This window comes from Actinomyces oris (genome assembly GCF_001553935.1).
Classification (GTDB): Bacteria; Actinomycetota; Actinomycetes; order Actinomycetales; family Actinomycetaceae; genus Actinomyces; species Actinomyces oris_A.
Map to the genome: position 1 here is coordinate 2,162,751 of NZ_CP014232.1, position 22,303 is coordinate 2,185,053.

Annotated in this window: 17 protein-coding genes; 14 read left to right on the forward strand and 3 right to left on the reverse strand. The window is 69.4% G+C overall.

Features of this window, described 5'->3' with window-relative positions; translation table 11 throughout:
- Nucleotides 1-118 precede the first annotated feature (118 nt).
- A complete protein-coding gene (locus AXE84_RS08685) occupies nt 119-3,766 on the forward strand; it encodes a UrvD/REP family ATP-dependent DNA helicase (protein WP_060957596.1) in 3,648 nt (1,215 codons plus the stop codon).
- A complete protein-coding gene (locus AXE84_RS08690; protein WP_060957597.1) occupies nt 3,763-7,191 on the forward strand; it encodes an ATP-dependent DNA helicase in 3,429 nt (1,142 codons plus the stop codon). Before AXE84_RS08685 ends, AXE84_RS08690 begins: the two co-directional genes overlap by 4 nt.
- Before the next feature lie 22 nt (nt 7,192-7,213).
- Here the strand turns inward: AXE84_RS08690 and AXE84_RS08695 are convergent, their stop codons facing one another.
- Nucleotides 7,214-8,542: a phosphotransferase gene (locus AXE84_RS08695; protein ID WP_060957598.1), complete on the reverse strand. Its 1,329-nt coding sequence runs from the start codon at nt 8,540-8,542 to the stop codon at nt 7,214-7,216.
- A 287-nt stretch (nt 8,543-8,829) separates the two neighbouring features.
- Between AXE84_RS08695 and AXE84_RS08700 the strand changes: the two genes are divergently transcribed.
- The 7 genes from AXE84_RS08700 (at nt 8,830) to AXE84_RS08730 (ending at nt 13,735) form a co-directional block, all read left to right on the forward strand.
- Nucleotides 8,830-10,080 (forward strand): CpaF family protein, encoded by a 1,251-nt coding sequence (locus AXE84_RS08700; protein ID WP_060957599.1) that lies wholly within the window; start codon nt 8,830-8,832, stop codon nt 10,078-10,080.
- The gene (locus AXE84_RS08705; protein WP_060957600.1) at nt 10,080-10,931 is read left to right on the forward strand and encodes a type II secretion system F family protein; all 852 of its coding nucleotides are present in this window, start codon (nt 10,080-10,082) and stop codon (nt 10,929-10,931) included. Before AXE84_RS08700 ends, AXE84_RS08705 begins: the two co-directional genes overlap by 1 nt.
- Nucleotides 10,928-11,881: a type II secretion system F family protein gene (locus tag AXE84_RS08710; protein WP_060957601.1), complete on the forward strand. Its 954-nt coding sequence runs from the start codon at nt 10,928-10,930 to the stop codon at nt 11,879-11,881. The genes AXE84_RS08705 and AXE84_RS08710 overlap by 4 nt, the downstream gene beginning before the upstream one ends.
- An 87-nt stretch (nt 11,882-11,968) precedes the next feature.
- Complete coding sequence (locus AXE84_RS08715) at nt 11,969-12,199, forward strand: hypothetical protein (protein ID WP_060957602.1); 231 nt, start codon at nt 11,969-11,971, stop codon at nt 12,197-12,199.
- Nucleotides 12,189-12,662, forward strand: coding sequence for a TadE family protein (locus AXE84_RS08720; RefSeq protein ID WP_060957603.1), 474 nt, complete (start codon nt 12,189-12,191; stop codon nt 12,660-12,662). Before AXE84_RS08715 ends, AXE84_RS08720 begins: the two co-directional genes overlap by 11 nt.
- Nucleotides 12,663-12,818: 156 nt before the next feature.
- A complete protein-coding gene (locus AXE84_RS08725) occupies nt 12,819-13,232 on the forward strand; it encodes a hypothetical protein (protein WP_060957604.1) in 414 nt (137 codons plus the stop codon).
- Nucleotides 13,229-13,735 carry a hypothetical protein gene (locus AXE84_RS08730; protein ID WP_060957605.1) on the forward strand — a complete coding sequence of 169 codons (507 nt, stop codon included), beginning with the start codon at nt 13,229-13,231 and terminating at the stop codon, nt 13,733-13,735. Before AXE84_RS08725 ends, AXE84_RS08730 begins: the two co-directional genes overlap by 4 nt.
- Before the next feature lie 67 nt (nt 13,736-13,802).
- On the opposite strand, the gene AXE84_RS08735 is transcribed toward AXE84_RS08730, so the two are convergent.
- The gene (locus AXE84_RS08735) at nt 13,803-14,159 is read right to left on the reverse strand and encodes a CBU_0592 family membrane protein (protein WP_003786661.1); all 357 of its coding nucleotides are present in this window, start codon (nt 14,157-14,159) and stop codon (nt 13,803-13,805) included.
- Nucleotides 14,160-14,231: 72 nt separating this feature from the next.
- Between AXE84_RS08735 and AXE84_RS08740 the strand changes: the two genes are divergently transcribed.
- The 3 genes from AXE84_RS08740 to AXE84_RS08750 all read left to right on the forward strand — a co-directional run bounded on the left by AXE84_RS08740 (nt 14,232) and on the right by AXE84_RS08750 (nt 17,426).
- Nucleotides 14,232-15,143: a LysR family transcriptional regulator gene (locus AXE84_RS08740; RefSeq protein ID WP_060957606.1), complete on the forward strand. Its 912-nt coding sequence runs from the start codon at nt 14,232-14,234 to the stop codon at nt 15,141-15,143.
- Between the two features lie 88 nt (nt 15,144-15,231).
- Nucleotides 15,232-16,352 (forward strand): peptide chain release factor 2 gene (gene prfB / locus AXE84_RS08745; protein ID WP_010613489.1). Its coding sequence is split into 2 segments (ribosomal slippage): nt 15,232-16,189 and nt 16,189-16,352, totalling 1,122 coding nucleotides; the frame shifts between segments, so codons are not numbered across the junction.
- A gap of 123 nt (nt 16,353-16,475) precedes the next feature.
- Nucleotides 16,476-17,426 (forward strand): CPBP family intramembrane glutamic endopeptidase, encoded by a 951-nt coding sequence (locus AXE84_RS08750; RefSeq protein ID WP_081093134.1) that lies wholly within the window; start codon nt 16,476-16,478, stop codon nt 17,424-17,426.
- Here AXE84_RS08750 and AXE84_RS08755 read toward each other — a convergent pair.
- Nucleotides 17,374-19,464, reverse strand: coding sequence for a methylated-DNA--[protein]-cysteine S-methyltransferase (locus tag AXE84_RS08755; RefSeq protein ID WP_060957607.1), 2,091 nt, complete (start codon nt 19,462-19,464; stop codon nt 17,374-17,376). The genes AXE84_RS08750 and AXE84_RS08755 overlap by 53 nt on opposite strands.
- 290 nt (nt 19,465-19,754) lie before the next feature.
- Between AXE84_RS08755 and ettA the strand changes: the two genes are divergently transcribed.
- Together ettA and AXE84_RS13525 are read left to right on the forward strand one after the other, a co-directional pair.
- Complete coding sequence (gene ettA / locus AXE84_RS08760; RefSeq protein WP_009747851.1) at nt 19,755-21,437, forward strand: energy-dependent translational throttle protein EttA; 1,683 nt, start codon at nt 19,755-19,757, stop codon at nt 21,435-21,437.
- 157 nt (nt 21,438-21,594) lie between these two features.
- Nucleotides 21,595-22,299 (forward strand): M23 family metallopeptidase, encoded by a 705-nt coding sequence (locus AXE84_RS13525; protein WP_029316352.1) that lies wholly within the window; start codon nt 21,595-21,597, stop codon nt 22,297-22,299.
- Nucleotides 22,300-22,303: the final 4 nt, after the last annotated feature.

Genomic DNA, 22,303 nt, shown 5'->3' on the forward strand with positions numbered 1-22,303 from the left:
CGGCGTTTCGCGCCACGCGGAACGGGCGCCGTCGGCGCTCCCGGGTGGCGGGCTCAGCACCGATGACGATCCGTTAACGGTGCACGATCCTGTCGGTGGCCCGTGGTGAGATGGTCCCATGTCCCAGGACCCCGTCCGTCTCCTACCGCCCGCCGAGGCGGTCGAGCTGCCCGCCGCCGACGCCGATGGGCAGCGGGTCCTGGACCGCGTGGCTGAGGGCTCCAACGTCGTTGTCCTGGGGGCGCCCGGGACCGGTAAGACCTCTCTGGCCCTGAGGCTGCTGGCCGAGGCGGTCGCTGGCGGCCGCGACGCCGTCCTGCTGGCCCCCACCCGGGCGCGGGCCGACTGGCTGCGCGGCCGGGCCGCTCACCTGCTGCGTGAGGGCCATGGCGACGGCGTCGTCCGAGTGCGTACCCCCGCAGCCCTCGCCCTGACGATCCTGACCACCTCTTTGACCATGCGGCCCGACCCGCTGCCGCCTCCGGTGCTTCTGGCCGGTGCGGAGGAGGACTCCGTCCTGGCCTCGATGATCAGCACCGTCACCTGGCCAGGGCTCCCCGCCGAGGCCACCGGGTCTCGGGCGTTCCGCTCCGAGCTGCGCAACCTCCTGGCCCGCGCCGGAGAGCTCGGCATCAGCGCCGACGACCTGGCCGACCTGGGACACCGGCTCAATGTCCCCATCTGGGGGCCCGCGTCCCAGCTCCTGCGCACCTGGGATGCTCAGGGGCGGGCCAGCGCCGAGCGTAGGGCCCAGACCCGCAAGATGGACACGGCTCGTCTTCAGGACCGAGCCGTGGAGGCCCTGAGCTCCTGGGGCGCCGACGCCGTCACTGTCCGCCGCCCTGTGCCGGACCTCGTCCTCGTGGACGACTACCAGGACTGCACGGCCGCCACCGCCAGGCTCCTGACGGCCCTGGCGAGCCCGGACCCCGACGGGCACCGGGCGCAGGTCGTGGTGCTGGGGGACCCCGACGTCGCCGTGGAGACCTTCCGTGGCGGCACCCCCAGCCTGCTCGTCGCCGCCGAGGACCACTCGGGGCTTGCAGCCAGCCGCCTGCGGCTGACCACTTGCTACCGAGGCAACCCGGCCATCGAGGCGGTGATCCGCGACCAGAGTGCCCGGGTCCCGGTGACCGGCACGACCGCCCACCGGCAGACGACCCTGGCGCCCGGGTCCTCAGTACGGTCCTCGGTAGGGTCTTCCTCCGGGGCGAGTGACGCCGAGCGCCCGCAGGCGGCGGCCGGCGTCGAGGTCATCCTGGCCTCCTCCATCTGGCAGGAGCACGCCCACGTCGCCCGGGCGCTCAGGCTCGAGCACGTGCACCACGGCACCGCCTGGTCACAGATGGCGGTCATCGTTCGCAGCGCCGCCGACGCCGAGACCCTCGCCAGGGACCTGCGCAGACGAGGCGTGCCCCTGGCCTCCCGCACGCCTGCGGTCCTGCTACGCGCAGAACCGGCCGCAGCCGCGCTCCTGGACATCGTGCGCGCCGCCATCCGCGACCAGCTGGGCGGGCACGGTGAACCGCCCCAGCGCGACGCCGCCATCAACCTCCTCACCAGCCCCCTGGTGGGGCTGACCACCATGGACCTGCGCCGACTGCGCCGCAGGCTGCGACAGGCCCAGCCGGCTGCAACCCCGCACGCCAGTGCGCCCGAGCCCAGTGAGCCCAGTACCTCCACCGGTCCCGTCCCCGGTCCCACTGTCGATCCCACCGCCGGGACCGGGCCCCGAACCGGCGGCGACGCCGCCCTCCTGGCTCTGCTGGCCGACCCTGAGCAGGCCTCCGGCTTCGCCCGGTCCCTGGACGGGCAGCCGCTGAGCGCCCAGGCGGACCGACTCCTCACCGCAGCCAGGATCCTTGAGGCCCTGCGTGCCGCCATCGGGCAGACCCCGGCCGAGGCCCCGCTCGATGTCGAGGCCCTGCTGTGGGCCGCCTGGAACGCCTCCGAGCGGGCCGAGGCCTGGCGCGCCACCGCCCTGCTGCCCTCGGCAAGCTCGGTGCGAATGCTCCTGTCCGAGGCCGCCGAGCACGACCTCGACGTCGTCACCACCCTGTTTAAACGCGCCGAGGTCTGGGCCGAGCGCCACCCGGGCCAGGACGCCGCCAGCTTCCTGGCCGAGCTCGATGCCGAGGTCCTGCCCTCGGACTCTGTGGCTCCTCAGGGGCGGCGCCCGGAGGGTGTGGCCGTCATGACCCCGGCGGGTTGCGCGGGTCAGGAGTGGGAGCTTGTTGTGGTCGTCGGGCTGGAGCGGGACCGCTGGCCGGACCTGCGCCTGAGGGACTCCCTGACCCGTACCGGCCTGCTCGTCGACGCCGTCACCGGCCGCCTGACCACAGACACCGCTGCACCGGGGGAGGGAAGCGGCGGCAGCGGCGCCGTGGCCGCTGCCCGGGCGCAGGTGCGCGCCGATGAGCGCCGTATGCTCATCATGGCCGTGTCGCGCGCCTCCAGGCGCCTCCTGCTGACCGCCACCGCCGACGCCGAGCACGCCCCCTCACCCTTCCTGACCGAGATCGCCCGCAGCGCCGGGATCGCTCTGACCGACGCCGATGGCGCCCATCTCCTGACTCCCGACACCGGCGACCTCACCCTGCGCGGCCTGGTGGGGGAGCTGCGCCATGCCGCCATCTGCGGGAACCTTGAGACGGCCACCGACGCCGAGCGCCGCCGCGGCCGGGCCGCCGTCGACCTGTTGGCCGACCTCGCCCGCCAAGGCGTACCCGGCGCCGACCCCGCCACCTGGATCGGCGCGACCGGCCCCACCTCCAGCGCCCCCCTCATCGCCGCCGGCGAGCGGATACGGGTCAGCCCCTCCGACGTGGAGGGCCTGGCCGCCTGCCCCCTGAAGTGGTTCCTGACCCGCAGCGGCGGATCGGCCCCCGCCAGCGACGCCCAGGCCCTGGGCAGCCTTGTCCACGCCGTTGCCGAACGGGCGGAGACGGAGCACCTGCGCGGTCCGGCCCTGCGCGAGGCCTTCGAGGAGCGATTGACCGGCCTCGGCTACCCCGCCACCTGGCAGGGAGGCCTGGCCGCAGACCGCGCCCGCGCCATGATCGAGCGCCTCGACGCCTACCTGGCTGACTGCGACGCCCTGGGCGTGCGCGCCGACGTCGAGCAGCCGGTGCGCGCCGACGTCGACATCCCCCTGAGTGTCCTCAGCCCCGCGGTCCGTCAGCGGGCCGGCCTGCTGATACCGACGAAAGGCGGCAACGCCGTCCCGGTCACGATCTCCGGGCGCATCGACCGCCTCGAGCACTTCGGTGGCCTTTCGGGAGGCGAATCGGAGGACTCCGCCGGACCTGACCGGAACGGCACGGTGCGCGTCATCGACCTCAAGACCGGGCAGCGGGTCCCCAAGGACGTCCAGCGTCATCCCCAGCTGGCCACCTACCGGCTGGCCCTGAGGTCGCAGGGTCTCGACGTCGTCGGCGGAGCCCTTGTGCTCCTGGGCAAGGAGCCCTCCAAGCGCTCAGGGGACGGCTATGTCCTGGCTCCGCCGGGTGCCGCACTCGACCCCAGCCCCGCCGCCCCGGAACCTGCGGAGAAGGCCGCGTGCGAGCCCGCTGAGGAACCGGGTGACGAGGAGGCGAACGGTGCTGCCGACAGCAGCGAGGAGTACTGGGCCGAGGAGCTTGTGGCCACCGCGGCCGTGGCCGGAGTGGGCCCGCAGATCGAGGCCCGCACCGGTGAGCACTGCCGTACCTGCCGGGTCAAGGACTCCTGCCCCGTGCAGGTCGAGGGAAGGAGAGTCGTCTCATGACCCCCACCGGTCCACGCCGGCTCACCCCCCAGGCCCTGGCGGAGGCGCTCAGCATCCACACCCCCACCCAGGAGCAGGCGCGAGTCATCGCCCACCGGCTGAGCCCCCTGCTGGTGGTCGCCGGAGCCGGCTCGGGCAAGACCGCCACCATGGCCCAGCGAGTCGTCTATCTGGTCGCCACCGGGCAGGTCCGCCCCGACCAGATCCTCGGACTGACCTTCACCCGCAAGGCCACCGCCGAGCTCGACCAGCGCGTCGCCTCCCGCCTGGCCGGCCTCAGCGCGGCCGGCCTGCTCCCGGTCGCCGCACCGGAGCACGACAGCGGCGCGGAGGGCACCGCTGACGCGACCGACTTTGGCGAGCCGATGATCGCCACCTACAACTCCTTCGCAGGCGCCCTGGTGCGAGACCACGGACTGCGCATCGGCGTGGACCCCGACTCCACCCTCATCACCCAGGCCCGCTCCTGGCAGATCGTCACCTCACTGCTCGAGGCTCGCACGCTCCCGCTGCCCAACGAGAGCCTCAGCCACAACGCGAGCGCCACCCTGGTCCTGGCCGACTCCCTGAGCCAGAACCTGCTGACCATCGAGGAGGCCGCCAAGGACCTGGCGGACCTCACCGAGCAGTTCACCGCCCTGGCCGCCATCAAGGGCTGCAAGACCCTGGTCGGCAAGGCGCCCGCCGTCATGGCCGAGTGGGAGGCCCTGCTCGACGTCGTCGCCGAGCTGCATGCGCACAAACGTCACCACGGCCTGCTCGACTTCGGTGACCAGATCGCCCTGGCCTGCGCCATCGCTGAGTCCGTCCCCGAGGCCGCTGCCCAGGTGCGGGCCCAGTACCCCGCGGTCCTGCTCGACGAGTTCCAGGACACCTCGGTGGCCCAGGTCCGGCTCTTGTCCGCCCTTTTCGCCGACTCCGGGGTGACCGCCGTCGGCGACCCCCACCAGGCCATCTACGGCTGGCGAGGAGCCAGCGCAGCAGCCCTGGACACCTTCCACCAGCGCTTCAACCCCACTGGCACCGCCCTCCTGGACTCCGGGACCTCACCGGCTGAGGCCACCCCCGTCCTGGAGCTGTCGACCTCCTGGCGCAACGACTCCACCATCCTGGAGGTCGCCAACGTCGTCTCCGCGCCGCTGCGCTCCGGCGTCGTTGAGGACGGGGACCCGGTGGGCGAGCACCTCACCGTCGCCCCCTTGCGGGCCCGCCCCGCGGCCTTCGGCCTGGAGCCCGGGGCGGCGTTCGGGGCCTTCCTCCAGGACCCAGCCGAGGAGGCCCGCACGGTGGCCGCCTTCCTCACCGAGCGCTGGTCGCCCAGTGCCGAGATGGCCGTCCTGTGCCGCACTCGGGCGCAGATGGAGCCCGTTGCCGCTGAGCTGGAGGAGGCCGGCCTGCCTTACACGATCATTGGCCTGGGCGGGATGCTCTACGTCCCCGAGGTCGCCGACGTTCGCGCCCTGCTGACCGTGGCCTCGGACCCGGAGCGCGGGGACCGGGTGGTCCGGCTCCTGACCGGTTTCGGCATCGGTGCCCGCGACCTGCGGGCCCTGGCGGCGCTGGCCCGCGAGCTCACCCGCACCGCAACCGAAAGCGGCAAGGAGGGACCAGGGGCTCACGGCGATCAGGCCGAGGCCGACTCCCCACTGCTCAGCGAGGCCCTGGACGCCCTGCTGCGATGGCATGAGGACGGAGTACAGGAAGAGCAGGAAGAGTCCGCGGCGGCCCGGGACCTGACCGAGGCCGGGCGGGCTGTTGCCTTGCGCACCGCCCGGGCGATCCGACGCATCCGGGAGGCCGTCTCCCTGCCCCTGCCCGACCTCGTGGCCCTGGCCGAGCAGGTCCTCGACCTCGACATCGAGATCGCCGCCCGGGTCGGCCACCCCATGGGGCACCGTGCCCTCGACTCCTTCCACGAGACGGCCCGGGCCTTCGCCGCCGACACCGACGCCCCCACCCTCACCGGCTTCTTGGAATGGCTCGACGCCGCCGAGGAGCACGAGGACGCCATGAGCGCCCCCGAGGTCGAGCCCTCGCCCGGGGCGGTCCAGCTCCTCACCGTCCACGCCGCCAAGGGTCTGGAGTGGGACGTCGTTGCCGTCCCCGGCATGGACGAGCAGGTCTTCCCCTCCTACACCAGCGCCGTCAAGGACGACCTTCGTGTCGCGGAGACCGGCTGGATGGGCTCCACCTCCACCTTCCCCTTCCCGCTGCGGGCCGACGCCGGCGACCTGCCCCCCTTCACCGTGGGGGGCCTCGACCCGGCTGTCACGGACAAGCCCCTCCTGACTGAGACGATGAGCGCCTACAAGGAGGCCCTCGGACGCCAGAGCCTGCGAGAGGAGCGCCGCCTGGCCTACGTGGCCTTCACACGGGCCCGCCACGAGCTCCTCCTGACCGGCTCCCACCTGTCCAAGACCGCTTCCAAGCCCCGCCGTCCCTCACGCTTCCTCACCGAGCTCCAGCGGCGCGACCTCCTCCGCCCCTACGCGGAGGGTTGGGTCGACTTCGATGAGTCCCGCCCCAACCCGCTGACCGCCCTGACCCAGGTGGGCACCTGGCCCCCCGACGCCGATGCAGCAGAGCCCCTGGACAGCCAGGCCCTGGAGGCCGGGGGAGAGGACGCCCCGGTCACCGACCGGCTCGCCGCTGTGCGGCGGGCCCGGTACGCGGCCGCCGGCCAGGTCACCGCCGCCATGGGCGGGACCGAGCCCGCCCAGGAGGTGCCCGCTCAGGCCCAGCTCGACGACGAGGCGGTGCGGCGGTGGAGACTTGAGGCGGGACTCCTCCTGGCCGAGCGCACCCGGGCCCTGTCCAGCGGGCCCGCCGTCCGCCTGCCCGAGCACCTGGCCGCCACCCGCCTGGACGACCTGCGCGCCGACCGCCGGCAGTTCGCACTCGACCTGCGTCGCCCACTCCCACCCGAGCCCCGCGCCGCCGGCCGGCTCGGAACCGTCTTCCACGACGCCGTCGCCCAGCGCCTGAGCGCACGCGGCACCCTGTTCGACCTGGGGCAGGCGGGCGTGCCTGACAGCCTCGGGCCCCAGGACCGGGACCGCATCGAGCGCTGGCTGGAGACCGCCGAGAACCTGCCGCTCTTGGAGGACTACGTCCTGGCCGAGACCGAGACGGACCGGGAGATCACCATCGGCGCCACCACCCTGCGCTGCCGCATGGATGCCGTCTTCCGCCGCTCGGACGGTTCTGGATGGCTCATCGTCGACTGGAAGACCGGGCGGCGACAGGTGCCCGTGGACCAGCTCAGCGTCTACGTTCACGCCTGGGCTGCCTCCCAGGGCGTGCCCACCGCCTCAGTACGGGCCGCCTACGTCTACGTCGACTACCCCGGAGGACGCGTCGATGAGCTCACCGCCGAGGGCCTGCTCAGCATCGAGCAGATCCAGGCGGCCCTGACAGTGGGCTGAAGGCGCGTGAGCCGCGCGCCTGTCAGCTCTCCTCGTCGTCGACGCGCACCATGGCCACCGGGTTGGTGATGGCGTCAGGCTCAGCCGGCTCGCGAACCCCGGGCACCGGTGCCAGCCGGGGCGTGGCCGGCTCCACTAGCGGGGCGTCACCCACCTGGGCGGCCAGGTCCTCCAGCATCGCCACCGCGTCATTGATGACCGGCTTGTCCCCGGTCCGCACCCCGTGCAGCAGCCAACGCGCCAGGCTCAGCTCACTGACCAGCTCGGCCCGCTCACGCAGGTGGCGGTCAACGCCCTCGGAGCGGGCGATGTCGTAGGCGTCCTCAATGGAGTCCAGGCAGTCCACCGGTGCTGAGGAGTACACCCAGGCCAGGTCCTCGGCCGGGTCACCTACATGCGCCTGGGACCAGCCCCGCACCGCCACCACCGTGCCACCGGCCACCAGGACGTTCTCCTCAGCGAGGTCCCCGTGAACCACCGTGGGGCGGAAGCGCCACAGGGCGGTGTCCTCCAGGGCCTGCTCCCAGCGCCCCAGCAGCGCCGGTGGAGTCCTGCCCGTCGCGGCGGTGTCGTCCAGCAGGCTCAGCCAGCGCTGACGCACCTCCTCGGCGTCGTAGACCGGCATACCAGCCTCGGAGATCACCGTCATGGACAGCTCGTGGATCTCACCGAGCGCCTTGCCCAGGCCCGCCGACATCCCCGGCCCTGGCCGGAGCGTCTCCACCGGGATCGGCTTGCCCTCCACATGGGAGCGGACCTGAATGTGGGCGTCCTTCTGACGCAGGGACCCGGCGACGCGAGGAACATCGAAGGAGAGCCGTCCGTCGTCGACGACCCGGCCGATGCGGCGCAGCACCTCGGCCTCAGCCTCCAAGGAAGCGCCCACGGCATCGGTGCGGGCCTCATGGATCTCCCAGTGGCGGCCCTGGGTGTCGATGACACCGACGATGTGCCGCTCCGGCGTCTCGGACTGCGGCAGCGCCAGCCGAGCCGGGTTGAGGCCGCCGACGGCGACGCTCGCCATTGCCGCCAGGGAGAGCGCCGAGTGACGGGGGCGGGGGGCCTCGGCGACCTGGGGCGTCGAGGCACGCTGATCGCCCCGTGCAGGGCCGGATGACGCCCCGGGCAGCGGAGCGACGACAACGGGGGCGCGATAGCCGTCGGCGTCGTCGTCATCGGCAGTGTCGTTGGCGTCCTGGTCACCGGGAAGAGCGCTGAGCTTGCCGTGGTCATCGGCAGCGTGAGCCGCAGCGCACTCGACGTCGGAGGTCACCTCGTCGGCGAGGCTGTCGGTACCGCCGTTGACATCAGTGGTGCCGGGGGCGTCCGGGGACTGCGGAGGCTGTGACATGGTCCAACCGTAGGCGACAGGTCCTATGTCTCGCAGGACAGCCGCGCCCGTCCGCTGGCGGCAAACGTCCAGGGACGTGGGCAACGGCTTGAGGAATACGCCAGAAGGTCGACGTTATCCACAGGTTCTGTCGAGGTGGTGGCCATGTCGTGACCAGGTGCTCTAGAGTTTATCCGTGACGATGGTCACCGACCGGCCGGTGTGTCACGGCTCAGCGCAAAGCCCCAGGCCGGTTCTCACACCATCCTCACTCCTACCCTCGTACGACTCCCACGCTGAGAGGCATCATGGACGCTGCCGATCTTCTCCTGACGGAGATTCGCGAGCTGGTGCGCACTCGCGGCATCGACCCCCTCAACGACGCCTCCGACCTGGAACAGCTCGTCACCCAGGCCGAGGAGGACTATCTGCGCCGCTCCGACGCCGGACTCGTCCCGCCGCTCATCGACCCTCCGGGCGCGCGCACCCGCGTGCTGGACGCCATGGCGGGGTTGGGGCCGCTCCAGGGCTACCTTGATGACGAGTCCATTGAGGAGATCTGGGTCAATGCCCCCGGCCGCGTCTTCGTCGCCCGTTCCGGGCGCCCCGAGCTGACCACCACGATCCTGGAGAGCGAGGACCTCACCGTCCTGGTCGAGCGGATGCTGCGGGCCTCCGGGCGCCGCCTGGACCTGTCCAGCCCCTTCGTCGACGCTCAGCTCGCCGGGGGACAGCGGCTCCACGTCGTCATCCCGCCCATCACCTCCCAGCACTGGGCGGTCAACATCCGCAAGCACACCTCGCGTGCCTCCCGCACCACCGACCTCGTGCGTATGGGATCGCTGACCAGCCAGGTCGCCGCCTTCCTGGACGCCTCCGTACAGGCCGGTCTCAACATCCTGGTCTCGGGCGCCACCCAGGCTGGCAAGACCACGATGGTCAGGGCACTGGCCGGAGCGATCCCGGGTTCCCAGCGGGTCATCTCCTGCGAAGAGGTCTTCGAGCTCGCCCTGCGCAACCGGGACTGTGTGTCCATGCAGACCCGGCCGCCCAACCTCGAGGGGGTCGGTGAGATCAGCCTGCGGCGCCTGGTCAAGGAGGCCTTGCGCATGCGCCCCGACCGCCTCCTCATCGGAGAGGTTCGCGAGGCCGAGGCCCTGGACCTGCTCATCGCCATGAACTCGGGCTTGCCCTCCATGTGCACCATCCATGCCAACTCTGCTCGGGAGGCCGTCATCAAGATCTGTACGCTCCCGCTTCTAGCGGGGGAGAATGTTTCCAGCGACTTCGTGGTCCCCACCGTCGCCAGCGCCATCGACCTGGTTGTCCATCTTGACCTGGATCGCAGTGGGCGCCGTACCGTGCGAGAGGTCGCGGCCCTGTCCGGCCGGGTTGAGAACGGCATCATCGAGCTCTCCGACGTCTTCCACCGCGACTCCGCCGGCAACCTCGTGCGGGGCGCCGGGGCGCCTGACGCCGCCGAGCGCTTCAACCGGGCCGGTCATGACCTCACCGCCCTGCTCGGCTCCCGCCCCACAGGCCCCCAGGAGGTCTACTGATGGGTGCCGTCGCCGGGCTCCTGGGCGGGGTGGGGCTGCTCCTGATCTGGATGGCCTGCACCTCCGACCCGCCTCAGTGGCGCTCGAGACGCTCCCGTCTCCTGGCCGACATCCTGGTCCAGGCCGGTGCCGGCCGTACCAGTCCCACCATGTTCGTCCTGGGCTCGCTCGGGCTGGGGCTGCTCATCGGCCTGGTCTTCCTGGGAATGTCCCGAGCCTGGCCGGTGGCTCTCGCCTTCAGTGCCATCTTCACGGCCATCCCCTTCCTCATCATCTCCTCGCGGGCGCGCAACCGTCGCACCCGGCTGCGCGAGGTATGGCCCGAGGCCGTCGACACCCTCGTCTCCGGCGTCCGTGCGGGTATGAGCCTGCCGGAGGCGCTGACCAACCTCGGTGAGCGCGGCCCGGAGGCCGTCCGCCCCCAGTTCCGGGCCTTCGCCACCGACTATGCCGCCTCCGCCCGGTTCGACAGCTCCCTGGACCGGCTCAAGACCCGCTTCGCCGACCCGGTCGCCGACCGGATCGTTGAGGCCCTGCGCCTGGCCCACGAGGTAGGCGGCACCGACCTGGGGACGCTGCTGCGCTCCCTGTCGCAGATGCTGCGTGAGGACATGCGCACCCGAGGCGAGCTCGAGGCGCGCCAGTCCTGGACCGTCAACGGCGCCAAGGTCGCGGTCGCCGCCCCATGGCTGGTTCTGGCACTGCTGGCCACCCGGCCTCAGGCAGCAGCGGCCTACGCCACCACCGCCGGAGCCGTCGTTCTCCTGGTCGGAGCAGTTGTCTCGGTCGTCGCCTACCGGCTCATGCTGCGCCTGGGGCGGCTCCCTGAGGAGGAGAGGACACTGCGATGACTCCCATGAACGCGATGCTTACCGGAGGACTCGCCGGACTGGTGGGGGCCGTGGGCCTCCTGAGCGTCATCTCAGCCCTCCGCCGACGCCGCCCCACACTCATGGCCCGCCTGGAGCCCTACGTCCACCGCCGGCCCACGACCTCCGGCCTGCTGGCCGCTCCGGCAGGGCCGACCTCCGACGGGAGCACCGTCGCCGGCCTGCTCATGGCCTCCACCGCACATGTTCTCAGCCTCGGCAGGCTGATGGACACCCTGGGGTCGTCAGCCGACTCGGTACGGCGTCGCCTGACGCGATCAGGCTCGTCACTGGGGGTCGACCAGTTCCGCCTCCAGCAGGTCCTGTGGTCGGCGACGGCGCTCCTGCTCGTCGTGGCTGCAGGCGGCCTGGCGGCCCTGGCCCGCTCCGTCAACGTGCCCGCGCTCATCCTCCTGTGCCTCATGGCCACGGTCGCCGGAGCCGCTGCCCGCGACTGGTGGCTCAGCCGGGCCGTGGCGAAACGGCTGTCACGGATCGAGGCGCAGCTGCCCGACGTCGTCGAGCTGCTGGCCCTGGCGGTGGGGGCCGGTCAGGGTCCGGTGCCGGCCATCGAGCGCATCGTCGCGCTGGGCCGGGGCGACCTCGTCGACGAGCTGAGCAGCACTCTGACCGACATCCGCTCCGGCACGGTCCTGTCCACAGCCCTGGACCGTATGGAGCGGCGAGTCGGCTCCGTCCACGTCACCCGCCTGTGCGAGGCAATCATCGTGGCCCTCGAGCGCGGTACACCACTGGCCGAGGTCCTGCGCTCCCAGGCCGCCGACGTGCGTGAGGCGGCGCGCCAGGACCTCATGGAGGAGGGCGGAAGACGGGAGATCGCCCAAATGGTCCCCGTGGTCTTCCTCGTCCTGCCCATCACCGTCGTCTTCGCCCTCTTCCCGGGACTGTTCGTCCTGAGGCTGGGGGTGTGAAGCGCACCCACCGTGTTACCGCACCTGCGGAGCCCAATCAGCCTTCGTCCTCTTGCCCAGAATCCCGACCTACAGCAAGGAGCAGTCATGAAGCGCCTCATCCCTCCCACATCCCACCGCCCTGACCCCGGTCCTCGATCGTGGCGTGCCACCGGTGCGACCCGGATCGATCTGCGCGATGAGCGCGGCGACGTCCCCGGCTGGGTCCTGGTGACCCTCATGACCGCGGGGCTCGTCGTGGCTCTGTGGACGGTGGCCGGCAGCACGCTGACCGAGGTCTTCCTCAACGCCATCGCGAAGGTGACCAGTGCGATCTGAACGAGTGCCCCTCCTCGGGGTGCTCCAACGGGCTGGTCGCGCCCTGCCCCGGCCGGCTCGCCCCTGCCCGCGCGAGCACAACGAGTCGGGCTCGGCCGTCGTCGACTTCGTCATGGTCGGTGCGCTCGTCATCGTCGTGTTCGTGGCGCTCCTCCAGGTGGCCCTGGGGGTCTACGCCCGGAACGTCCTCACCGACGCCGCGGGCGACGGTGCTCGTCGAGCCGCACTGGTCGGGGGCACGGAGGTCGAGGCGCGCCAGCGGGTGCAGGTTCTGACCGACGCCGCCCTCAGGCGCGGCTACGTGGACACCGTTACCGTCTCGCGGGTGTCCTCCGGCGACCTGAGGATCGTTGAGGTGACGGTGACAGCGCCCTTCCCGGTCCTGGGGCTGTTCGGCCCCGGTGGGACACTGCGGGTCACCGGGCACGCCATCGATGAGTCCTCCCTGATCCAGCAGAGGTGAGCTCGGGTGGTAGGCATGGTCGGCTCCAGGCGTTGCGGTCGCCGAGCCGCGTCGCGGTCGCCGAGGGCGGTGTTGGCCCCCGCCCTCATCGCGGTGAGGGCAGTCAGCCGGCACCGAGAGGCACTCAGGGCAGGTCGCCGAACCGTCCGACGGCTCATGAGCCAGGAGGAGGGCAATGCGATCGTCGAGTTCATCGGGTGGAGCGCCGTCCTGGTGGTGCCCGTGCTCTACCTGGTGGTCACGCTCGCCCAGCTCCAGGCCACGACCTTCGCCGTCGCCTCGGCGGCCGACGCCGCCAGCCGGGTACTGGAGGTCGATGACTCGCCCTTAGCGATGGATAACGCGCAGCTGGCCATGCAGCTGTCCCTGTCCGATCAGGGCATCGACGCCGACCCGTCCGGCTCCCTGTCAGTCACCTGTGCTCATGGCTGCGCCCGGGGACAGGCGGCGATGGTCGAAGTCTCAGTCGGTGTGGACCTGCCGGGCTTCGCCTCGCTGGGAATCGGGCGGGATGTCGTCGTCGTGGACACCGAGCGCTCCATCACCCTGCCGGGCAAGGAGGAGCCGTGAACCGGAACTCCGCTCCCAGGACCGCCCGAGGTCGGGCCCGCGCCCTGCTGTGTCGGCTGCACCGCGAAGAGGACGGGCAGACGCTTCTCCTGGGGGTCGGGCTTATCTGCGTCGTCCTTGCGCTGCTGTTCGTCGCGGCCTCGGCAACCGCCGTCTACCTCGACCTCAAGACCCTCACGTCACTGGCGGACTCGGCTGCGGCCGCGGGGGCCGACAGCGTGGAGGCGCACCCCTACTACGGGGGCGGTGTGACGGATGAAGCACCCGGGTCCCTCACTGACGCAGGGGTGGGAAGCAAGGCTGCCGAGGACCTGTCCGCCCAGCCGGCGGCGGCCAGGCTGGAGGGGGTCACGATCGTCAGTGCCCGGGCCGCTGACAGCCAGACCGCCGAGGTGAGGCTGCAGGCCCGCTCGCGTCCGCCGTTCCTGCCCTGGGGGATCCTCCCGGCCGAGGGCTTCACCATCACCGCCACCGGCTCTGCCCGAATGACGACGACGCAGTGAGTCGGCGGACTCACTGCGTCGAGATGGATGGGTGAAAGGTTGTGTGTGGCCGGAGGCGGCCCGCCGCTCAGGCCTGCTCGACGAAGCCCGCCGAGACCACGGGGGAGGGGTGCCGGCGCAGGTGCATCCGGGACCGCAGCTCCTCAGTCTGCCGGCGCGAGAGCTGGGCGATGTAGGCCCGCTTCACCGTGAACAGGATGTTGAGCCCTACCAGGAGGTAGAAGGCGTTGGCGATGACGCTGGGCCAGGCGCCGGAGCTCGCGCAGTTGATCGTCAGCAGCACGGAGCCGGTGATGTTGAGGGCCTGATACTTGAGCGAATCGCCGGCGATCGTGCCCTTGGAGACCAGGAAGTAGGCCACGAGGAGCTCAGCGGCACCGATCCAGCCGCCGATAGAGATGAGGGAGGAGAGCACGTCGTTCACGGGGACGATTCTTAGACACCCCCGAATGAAGGTCAATCGCATCTATCTGCATGAGGGATGTAGATTTACTTCATGCAGGTATTGCCCCAGAGGCTCTCGGTTCTATTGGCCGTCCATCGAGCTGGAGGAGTCGTCGCAGCGGCAGATTTCCTTCATATAACGCCGTCGGCGGTCTCCCAGCAGATTCGCCTCCTGGAGCGCGAGTGCGGCGCCCGGGTCCTGGATCGCACGCCCACCGGAGCCGTGCTCACGGCGGCCGGGAAGGTTCTGGCGGACGCGGCCGAGCGCATCGAGGACGAGCTGACCACCGTGCGCCGCGAGCTGGCGGACCTGGACGACTCCATCCCCTCCGGTGTGGTGCGTGTCGCGAGCTTCGCCTCCGCCGTCCGGGCACTCCTGCTGCCCCTCCTCAGCTCGCTGGCGACGACCAGCCCCGAGCTGGAGGTGATCGTCGAGGAAGCCGAGGAGCGCAACGCCCTGCCCCGCCTGCGTCGCGGTGAGCTCGACCTGGTCCTCATCGAGCGTGACGAGCACACGCTGCCCGCGGCGCCTCGGGGCATGGTCGACATCCCACTGCTGGACGAGTCCTGGCTCGTCGTCGTGCCTGCCGAGCAGGCGGCGCCCTCGACCCTGGCGGACCTGGCGCGCGCCACCTGGATCGATCTGGCCCCGGGGACCGCGGGCGCCTTCGCCCTGGACCGGCTGGAGCGTCAGCTGGGGGTGCCGTTGACGACACGGCACGTCGCCTATGACTACGACGTCGTCCTGGCCATGGTCAGTCAGGGCCTGGGCTGCGCGCTCCTGCCCGAGCTGGCCGTTTACTCCGGGCTCGTCCCCGATGAGCTCAGTGTGGTGCGCCTGCCCGGCCTGGGTGTGCGCCAGCTGGTGGTGCGTCACCGGTCGACTCGCACCGAGCCGGGTCCGGCGACACGCGCGGTGCTCGAGGCTCTGCTCGCCCAGGCCCAGGGCATTGAGCTGGGGTGACCCTCAACGGCGGCGCTATCAGCTCCTCGGAGCGGGGCGAGTCGGTTCCGACGGCGCCCCTCGCACGATCTGCCGTAGACTCCCCTCCGTGGCCACTGACTTCTCCGCTGAGATCGAACGACTCCGACACACCTACGCCTCAATCGCCGCGGTGACCGACCCCGAGGCCCTGCGCGCCCGGATCGCCGAGCTCTCCGAGCAGGCCTCCGCACCCGACCTGTGGGATGACCCCGACTCCGCCCAGGTGGTCACCTCCGCGCTGTCCCACGCCCAAGCCGACCTCAAGCGGGTCGAGAGCCTGGGGGAGCGCATCGAGGACCTCGAGGCGATGGTCGAGCTCGCCGGCGAGGAGGAGGGCGAGGATGCCGCCGAAATCCTCGCCGAGGCCGAGACGGACCTGGCGGCCATCAGCAAGGACCTCTCCGACCTGGAGATCCGCACGCTGCTCAGCGGCGAGTACGACCCCCGCGACGCCGTCATCACCATTCGCTCGGGCGCCGGCGGCGTGGACGCCGCCGACTTCGCCGAGATGCTCCTGCGCATGTACACCCGCTGGGCCGAGCGGCACGACTACCCCGTCAAGGTCCTCAACACCTCCTACGCCGAGGAGGCGGGTCTGAAGTCGGTCACCTTCGAGGTCCACGCCCCCTACGCCTACGGGACCCTGAGCGTCGAGGGCGGCACGCACCGCCTGGTGCGCATCAGCCCCTTCGACAACCAGGGTCGCCGCCAGACCTCCTTCGCCGCCGTCGAGGTCATCCCACTCATCGAGTCCACCGACCACATCGACATCCCCGAGACCGACATCCGCATCGACGTCTTCCGCTCCTCGGGACCCGGCGGGCAGAGCGTCAACACCACCGACTCCGCCGTGCGCATCACCCACCTGCCCACGGGCCTGGTGGTCTCCATGCAGGACGAGAAATCCCAGATCCAGAACCGCGCCGCCGCCATGCGCGTCCTCCAGTCGCGCCTGCTCCTGCTCAAGCAGCAGGAGGAGGACGCCAAGAAGAAGGAGCTCGCCGGGGACGTCAAGGCCTCCTGGGGGACCAGATGCGCTCCTACGTCCTCAATCCCTATCAGATGGTCAAGGACCTGCGGACCAACTTCGAGGTCGGCAACCCCGACTCGGTCTTCGACGGCGACATCGACGGCTTCATCGACGCCGGCATCCGCTGGCGCAAGCAGCAGGAGACGGCCGAGGACTGAGCGGCTCGCTTCATCAGAAGCATCATCGGAGTCAGGGATCCCCCGGAGGGGTCCCTGATTTCTTTTCCGTGACCCCCTGATTTTTCCGGGGTCCGATTGAGGTCGCAAAATGGTGAGCGTACCGTGAATTTCATGAGCGCATCACATGGAAAACCTCGATCGGTGGAAGTCTCATCAACACTCTCGTCTCTCGAGTCCTCGGATCTCAGTGGGGATCGATCGGATCAAGGTCGTCGCCTCACCGCGGGCGGAAAGGTTCTGCGCATCGTGATTGCGTTTGCGATGATGTTCGCCTGTGCGCTCACGCCGCCTTTACTGAGTCAGATTCCTGCTGTCCGGTCCTTTGCTCTCGCGCACTCGCATCCCCAGGGTAATGCCGACGACTTAGTCATGGCTGCCTTCGTTCTGTTGCTCTATGGGACGGCAACGATTCTGGTTCTCATGCTGTGCTATGTGCTGCGTCGTACTCTTGATCGCGGCCGCCGCGTCAGCCTATGTTTGCGTTTAGATCGTCGAGCCCTGTTGTGGGTGGTGGGGATGGTTCTCGTTGCAGTCGCGGTGAATCTCGCGGTCGCCGGTTTTGTCCACTCCCTCGGTCTTGCTGGTGGGAATGAGGGGATTCCGGACCGGCCTTGGTGGATTATGGCTGTGATGATCTTCTCTCAGGCCTTTCTTCTGCAGGGTATCCCTGAAGAGATAATCTGGCGAGGCTGGCTCTTCTCCTCGCTGGGCGAGACGCGTTTTGCAGCAGTGTCCAGCGTCCTCGGGTTCACTGTTCTTCACCTTCTATCCCAAGGGGGTCAGCAGAACCTGCTGGAGCACCTCACGTATCTCGCGAGGCCGTGTGGATTCGCGGTGACAGCATTGATCGTTCGGACGATCTCCGGGTCGACCTGGGCGGCCATCGGCGTGCACGGAGGACTGCACGTGGCGAACGACATGCTGTCGGACTGGCTGCATCTTCCTCACGGGTCGATCACCTGGATTCCCCAGGGCCTGCTCTGGGCAGCGGTCGGGCTTCTCATTCTCGCCTTCCACCGCCGTCGCCAGCGGTTGTCAGGCCAGACATATTGACGCCCTCCATCTTCAGGAGCCATTCCTTGCGGTCGACTCCTCCGGCGTAACCGCGCAGGCTCCCGTCGGAGGCGAGCACGCGGTGGCACGGCACGATAAGAGCGATCGGGTTGTGTCCGACTGCGCCACCCACGGCCTGTGCGGACATGTGCCTCCGGCCAGTACGCCGGGCGACCTCCGCGGCGATGCGGGCATAGGTGCTGGTGGCACCGAAGGGGATGGAGAGCATGATGGAGGTGACCATCTTCTTGAAGTCGGAGCCCTCAACCCTGATCGGCGGAGTGAAACCCGGGTCAGTGCCCCCGAAGTAGGCGTCGAGCCACTGGGCCGTCCGCGTGAAGACAGGCAGATGCGGCTTGAGCTCTGCGTTGCCGTCGATCGTCGAGCGGTCGTACTTCTGCCCGTCGAACCACAGGCCTGTGAGGTGCTCGCCGTCGCTGGCCATGGTCATGGCTCCCAAGGGGGACTCGTAATGGCTGAGGTAGTGCATCTCTTCTTTCTTCTCGTTCCGCTTCTTGCTCTTGGTGGCGTGTTCGGGCGCTGATTCTGCTTCTGCCCGGTTCCACAGGTGCATGACGGCGTAGGCCCGCCACGGTTTCCAACATTCGGCCAGCGTGAGGATCTTCCCTCGGGGCGGGGTTCTCAGCGCCTTTCTGACCTCCAGGTCGGTGGCGAGGAATGCATCGGGCCAAGCCAGGCAGCGCATGGCGATATAGTTGGCGGTCCAGGTTCCAATGCCCGGGATCTCCATGAACCGAGTAACTGCGGCTTCAGGGTCGGGGCAGCAGGAGGCGTCGATGATGCCGGAACTCATCATCGCGGCCAGTCCGTGAATAGCCCGTGCCCGGGCAGCAATGATGCCGAGCGGTCCTAGATGCTGCTCGATCGCACCGTCGAGGTTGAGGAGCTCCTGAACCGTGGGGAAGGTCGTGGTCAGTCCGTCGATTCCGGTGTCCACGGGTGAACCGAGAGCCTGGACGAGCCGACCGGCCAGCGTCCTGGCTGCCTGGACCGTGACCTGCTGACCCAGGACCGCGAGGACAGCGGTTTCGAAGGCGTCGAAGCAGCCGGGCACACGTGTGCCTGGGATGAATGGTCCGAGCGTGGAGTCATCCATGCTTGTGAGTGCGCCAGCCACGGTATCGGGCTCGCAGTGGAGATCGAACAGATTTTTGATCCCGTCCAGCACCACCGGTAGTGCGGATAGCAGTGAGGCGGAGACGGTTACCGCCAGCCGATTGTGCTCGGAGTCGTTGCCCACGGCCACCCAGCCTGTGAGATCACGTCCTGAGGAGCGCAGGCGGATCGTCCTGGCGTAACGATCGTCTTCTACCTTCTCGACGCCGGGGATGGCTCTGCGTGCCAGGAACTTCAGTATGAGGTCCCAACGGTATGGGGGACGGTACCCCAGACTGAGCTGGACGGTGTCACCGTCGGCCCTGTTGAGCCGTGCTTGGCTGCGCAAAGCGGTGGGCGTCAGCCGGTAGCGACGTCGGAACACCTCGTTGAAGCGGCGCAGGCTGCCGAACCCCGCGGCATAGGCCACGTCCACCACTGATAGGTCCGTGTCGGTCAAAAGACTCTTGGCCAGCAGAAGTCTGCAGGTCTGGCGGTACTCCACGGGACGCACGTGATAAGCGTCCTCGAAGACACGGCGCAGGTGGCGGTTGGAGCAGCCCAGATGACGGGCGATATCCGTCAGGCTTCCCTGAACACCACAGTTCCTCTCGATGTACCGTGCTGCGGCGCGAGCCAGTGATGCCGAAGAGTCCACGGGGGCGTACCCGGGTGCCAGCTCGGGCCGGCACAGCAGACAGGGGCGGAACCCCGCTTGTTCGGCCTCGGCTGCCGTGGCGTAGAAGGAGCAGTTGACCGCAAGCGGTTTCCGCGCCTGGCACACTGGGCGGCAATAGACACCGGTCGTTGCGACCCCAACGAAGAACCGTCCGTCGAATCGGGTGTCCTTGGCCAACAGGGCCCTATACAGCGATTCGCTGTCCAAATCCGGCATGATCCTCCTCAGAAACGTTCCAAGCATGGCATCGGGGCCTTAAGGAGTCCGGCCGTTTTCGGACATTGATGTCCAGCCGTTGACGCGCTTCTGGTTGAGACGGCACGGTCTCCTCCCGGTTCGTCGGCGAGTGGGCCGAGAACATGTCGGTCCTCAGCGGAGTGCTGCGGATTCGCGTGCACCGTCTCACCTCCGTCGTCGTCGCCAATGCTCCGGGGCTCCCTTAGGCTTGGCCACGGTGCGCAGGGCGGGACCGGTCGGTCGCCGTCGTCGCGCAGAACCTCCGCTCACACCCTGACGAAAGGCGCAGACGAGCAGTGGCTGAGTACATCTACCAGATGATCAAGGCGCGCAAGGCCCACGGTGACAAGGTCATCCTCGACGACGTCACCATGGCCTTCCTCCCCGGAGCCAAGATCGGCATGGTCGGCCCCAACGGCGCCGGCAAGTCCTCCATCCTCAAGATCATGGCCGGCATCGACCAGCCCTCCAACGGCGAGGCCCGCCTGACCCCCGGCTACAGCGTCGGCATCCTCCTGCAGGAGCCCCCGCTCAACGAGGACAAGACAGTACTCGGCAACGTCGAGGAGGGCGTCGCCGAGATCAAGTCCAAGCTGGACCGCTACAACGAGATCAGTGCCGCCATGGCGGACCCGGACGCTGACTTCGACGCCCTCATGGCGGAGATGGGCACCCTCCAGGACGCCCTGGACGCCGCCAACGCCTGGGACCTCGACTCCCAGCTCGAGCAGGCCATGGACGCCCTGCGCTGCCCCCCACCGGACGCCGAGGTCAAGCACCTCTCCGGTGGTGAGCGCCGCCGCGTCGCCCTGTGCAAACTGCTCCTCGAGGCCCCCGACCTCCTCCTCCTGGACGAGCCCACCAACCACCTCGACGCCGAGTCCGTGCTCTGGCTCGAGCAGCACCTGGCCAGCTACCAGGGCGCCGTCATCGCCGTCACCCACGACCGTTACTTCCTCGACCACGTCGCCGAGTGGATCGCCGAGGTCGACCGCGGCCACCTCTACCCCTACGAGGGCAACTACTCCACCTACCTGGAGACCAAGGAGAAGCGCCTCGAGGTCCAGGGCAAGAAGGACGCCAAGCTCGCCAAGCGCCTCAAGGAGGAGCTTGAGTGGGTGCGCTCCTCGGCCAAGGGACGCCAGGCCAAGTCCAAGGCCCGTCTGGCCCGCTACGAGGAAATGGCCGCCGAGGCCGAGCGCACCCGCAAGCTCGACTTCGAGGAGATCCAGATCCCGCCGGGGCCCCGCCTGGGCAACCAGGTCCTGGAGGCCACCAACCTCAACAAGGGCTTCGACGGGCGCACCCTCATCGACGGGCTCTCCTTCACCCTGCCGCGCAACGGCATCGTCGGGGTCGTCGGCCCCAACGGCGTCGGCAAGTCCACCCTGTTCAAGACCATCGTGGGCCTGGAGCCGCTCGACGGCGGAGACCTCAAGATCGGTCAGACCGTCAAGCTCTCCTACGTCGACCAGTCCCGAGCCGGCATCGACCCCAAGAAGACCCTCTGGGAGGTCGTCTCTGACGGGCTGGACTACATCCAGGTCGGCAACGTGGAGATGCCCTCGCGCGCCTACGTCGCCTCCTTCGGCTTCAAGGGGGCCGACCAGCAGAAGCCGGCCGGCGTCCTCTCCGGCGGAGAGCGCAACCGCCTCAACCTGGCCCTGACCCTCAAGCAGGGCGGCAACCTCATCCTCCTGGACGAGCCCACCAACGACCTCGACGTCGAGACCCTGGGCTCCCTGGAGAACGCCCTGCTGGAGTTCCCCGGCTGCGCCGTGGTCATCACCCACGACCGCTGGTTCCTCGACCGCGTGGCCACCCACATCCTGGCCTGGGAGGGAACCGACGAGAACCCTGCCAGCTGGTACTGGTTCGAGGGGAACTTCGCCTCCTACGAGGAGAACAAGGTCGAGCGCCTCGGCCCCGAGGCGGCCCGCCCCCACCGGGTCACCTACCGGAAGCTGACTCGAGACTGAGCGGAGCCCGCCCGGTCGACCGCGTAAGAAGGAGAAGCGCCATTCCCTCAGCCAGGCTGCTGAGGGAATGGCGCTTCTCGTCCTGCTTCAGAAGGCGACTTCATACGTCTTGTCGGTTGGAGTCGATTGCACTTAAGGTGCTGGTGGAGGTGTCATGATGAGTAGGAATACCCCAGGACTCATCCCCGAAGGCGGCGTTATCGGGAAGCTTCCGTTCGACGGGCAGTGGCTGACCGAGCGCAGTCCCACACGCCGCGTTCCCAGCCATGGGACTCACCTGTTCGCCACCATGTACGCATTTGACTTCGTCGCCGTCGACGACGATGGTCTCACGGCTCCACCACGCAGCATGCGTGCGCTCTTCACCCCCGAACCGCCAGAGCTCTTCCACGCCTTCGGTCGTCCCTTGCACTCGCCCGTTGCGGGAACCGTGGTCTCCGTTCACGACGGCGAGCCCGACCACGTGGCGCGCCGTTCCGTCCTGACTCGCATCCCGTACGGATTGAGTCAGCCCCAACGAATTCGGCAGGGACTTCCCGCCATCCCTGGAAACCACATCATCATTCAGGTTGCCGAGGGGCCTCATTGCGTGGGACTCGTGCACCTTCAGCGAGGCTCCGTCCAGGTGTCGCCCGGCGACCGGGTGAGCGCAGGCGATCAGATCGGTCGATGCGGCAACTCCGGGAACTCCACGCAGCCCCACCTTCACATCCAAGCGATGGACAGTCCAGATCTCCGTACCGCGAAGGGGGTTCCGCTCCGTTTTGAGGAGTTCCGGCAACGCAGCCCGCAGCAGGGTGCTCCCTGGGCACTTCGGCGACAGTCATGCCCCGAGCAGGGGGCGGTCGTCGCTCAACCTTGATATG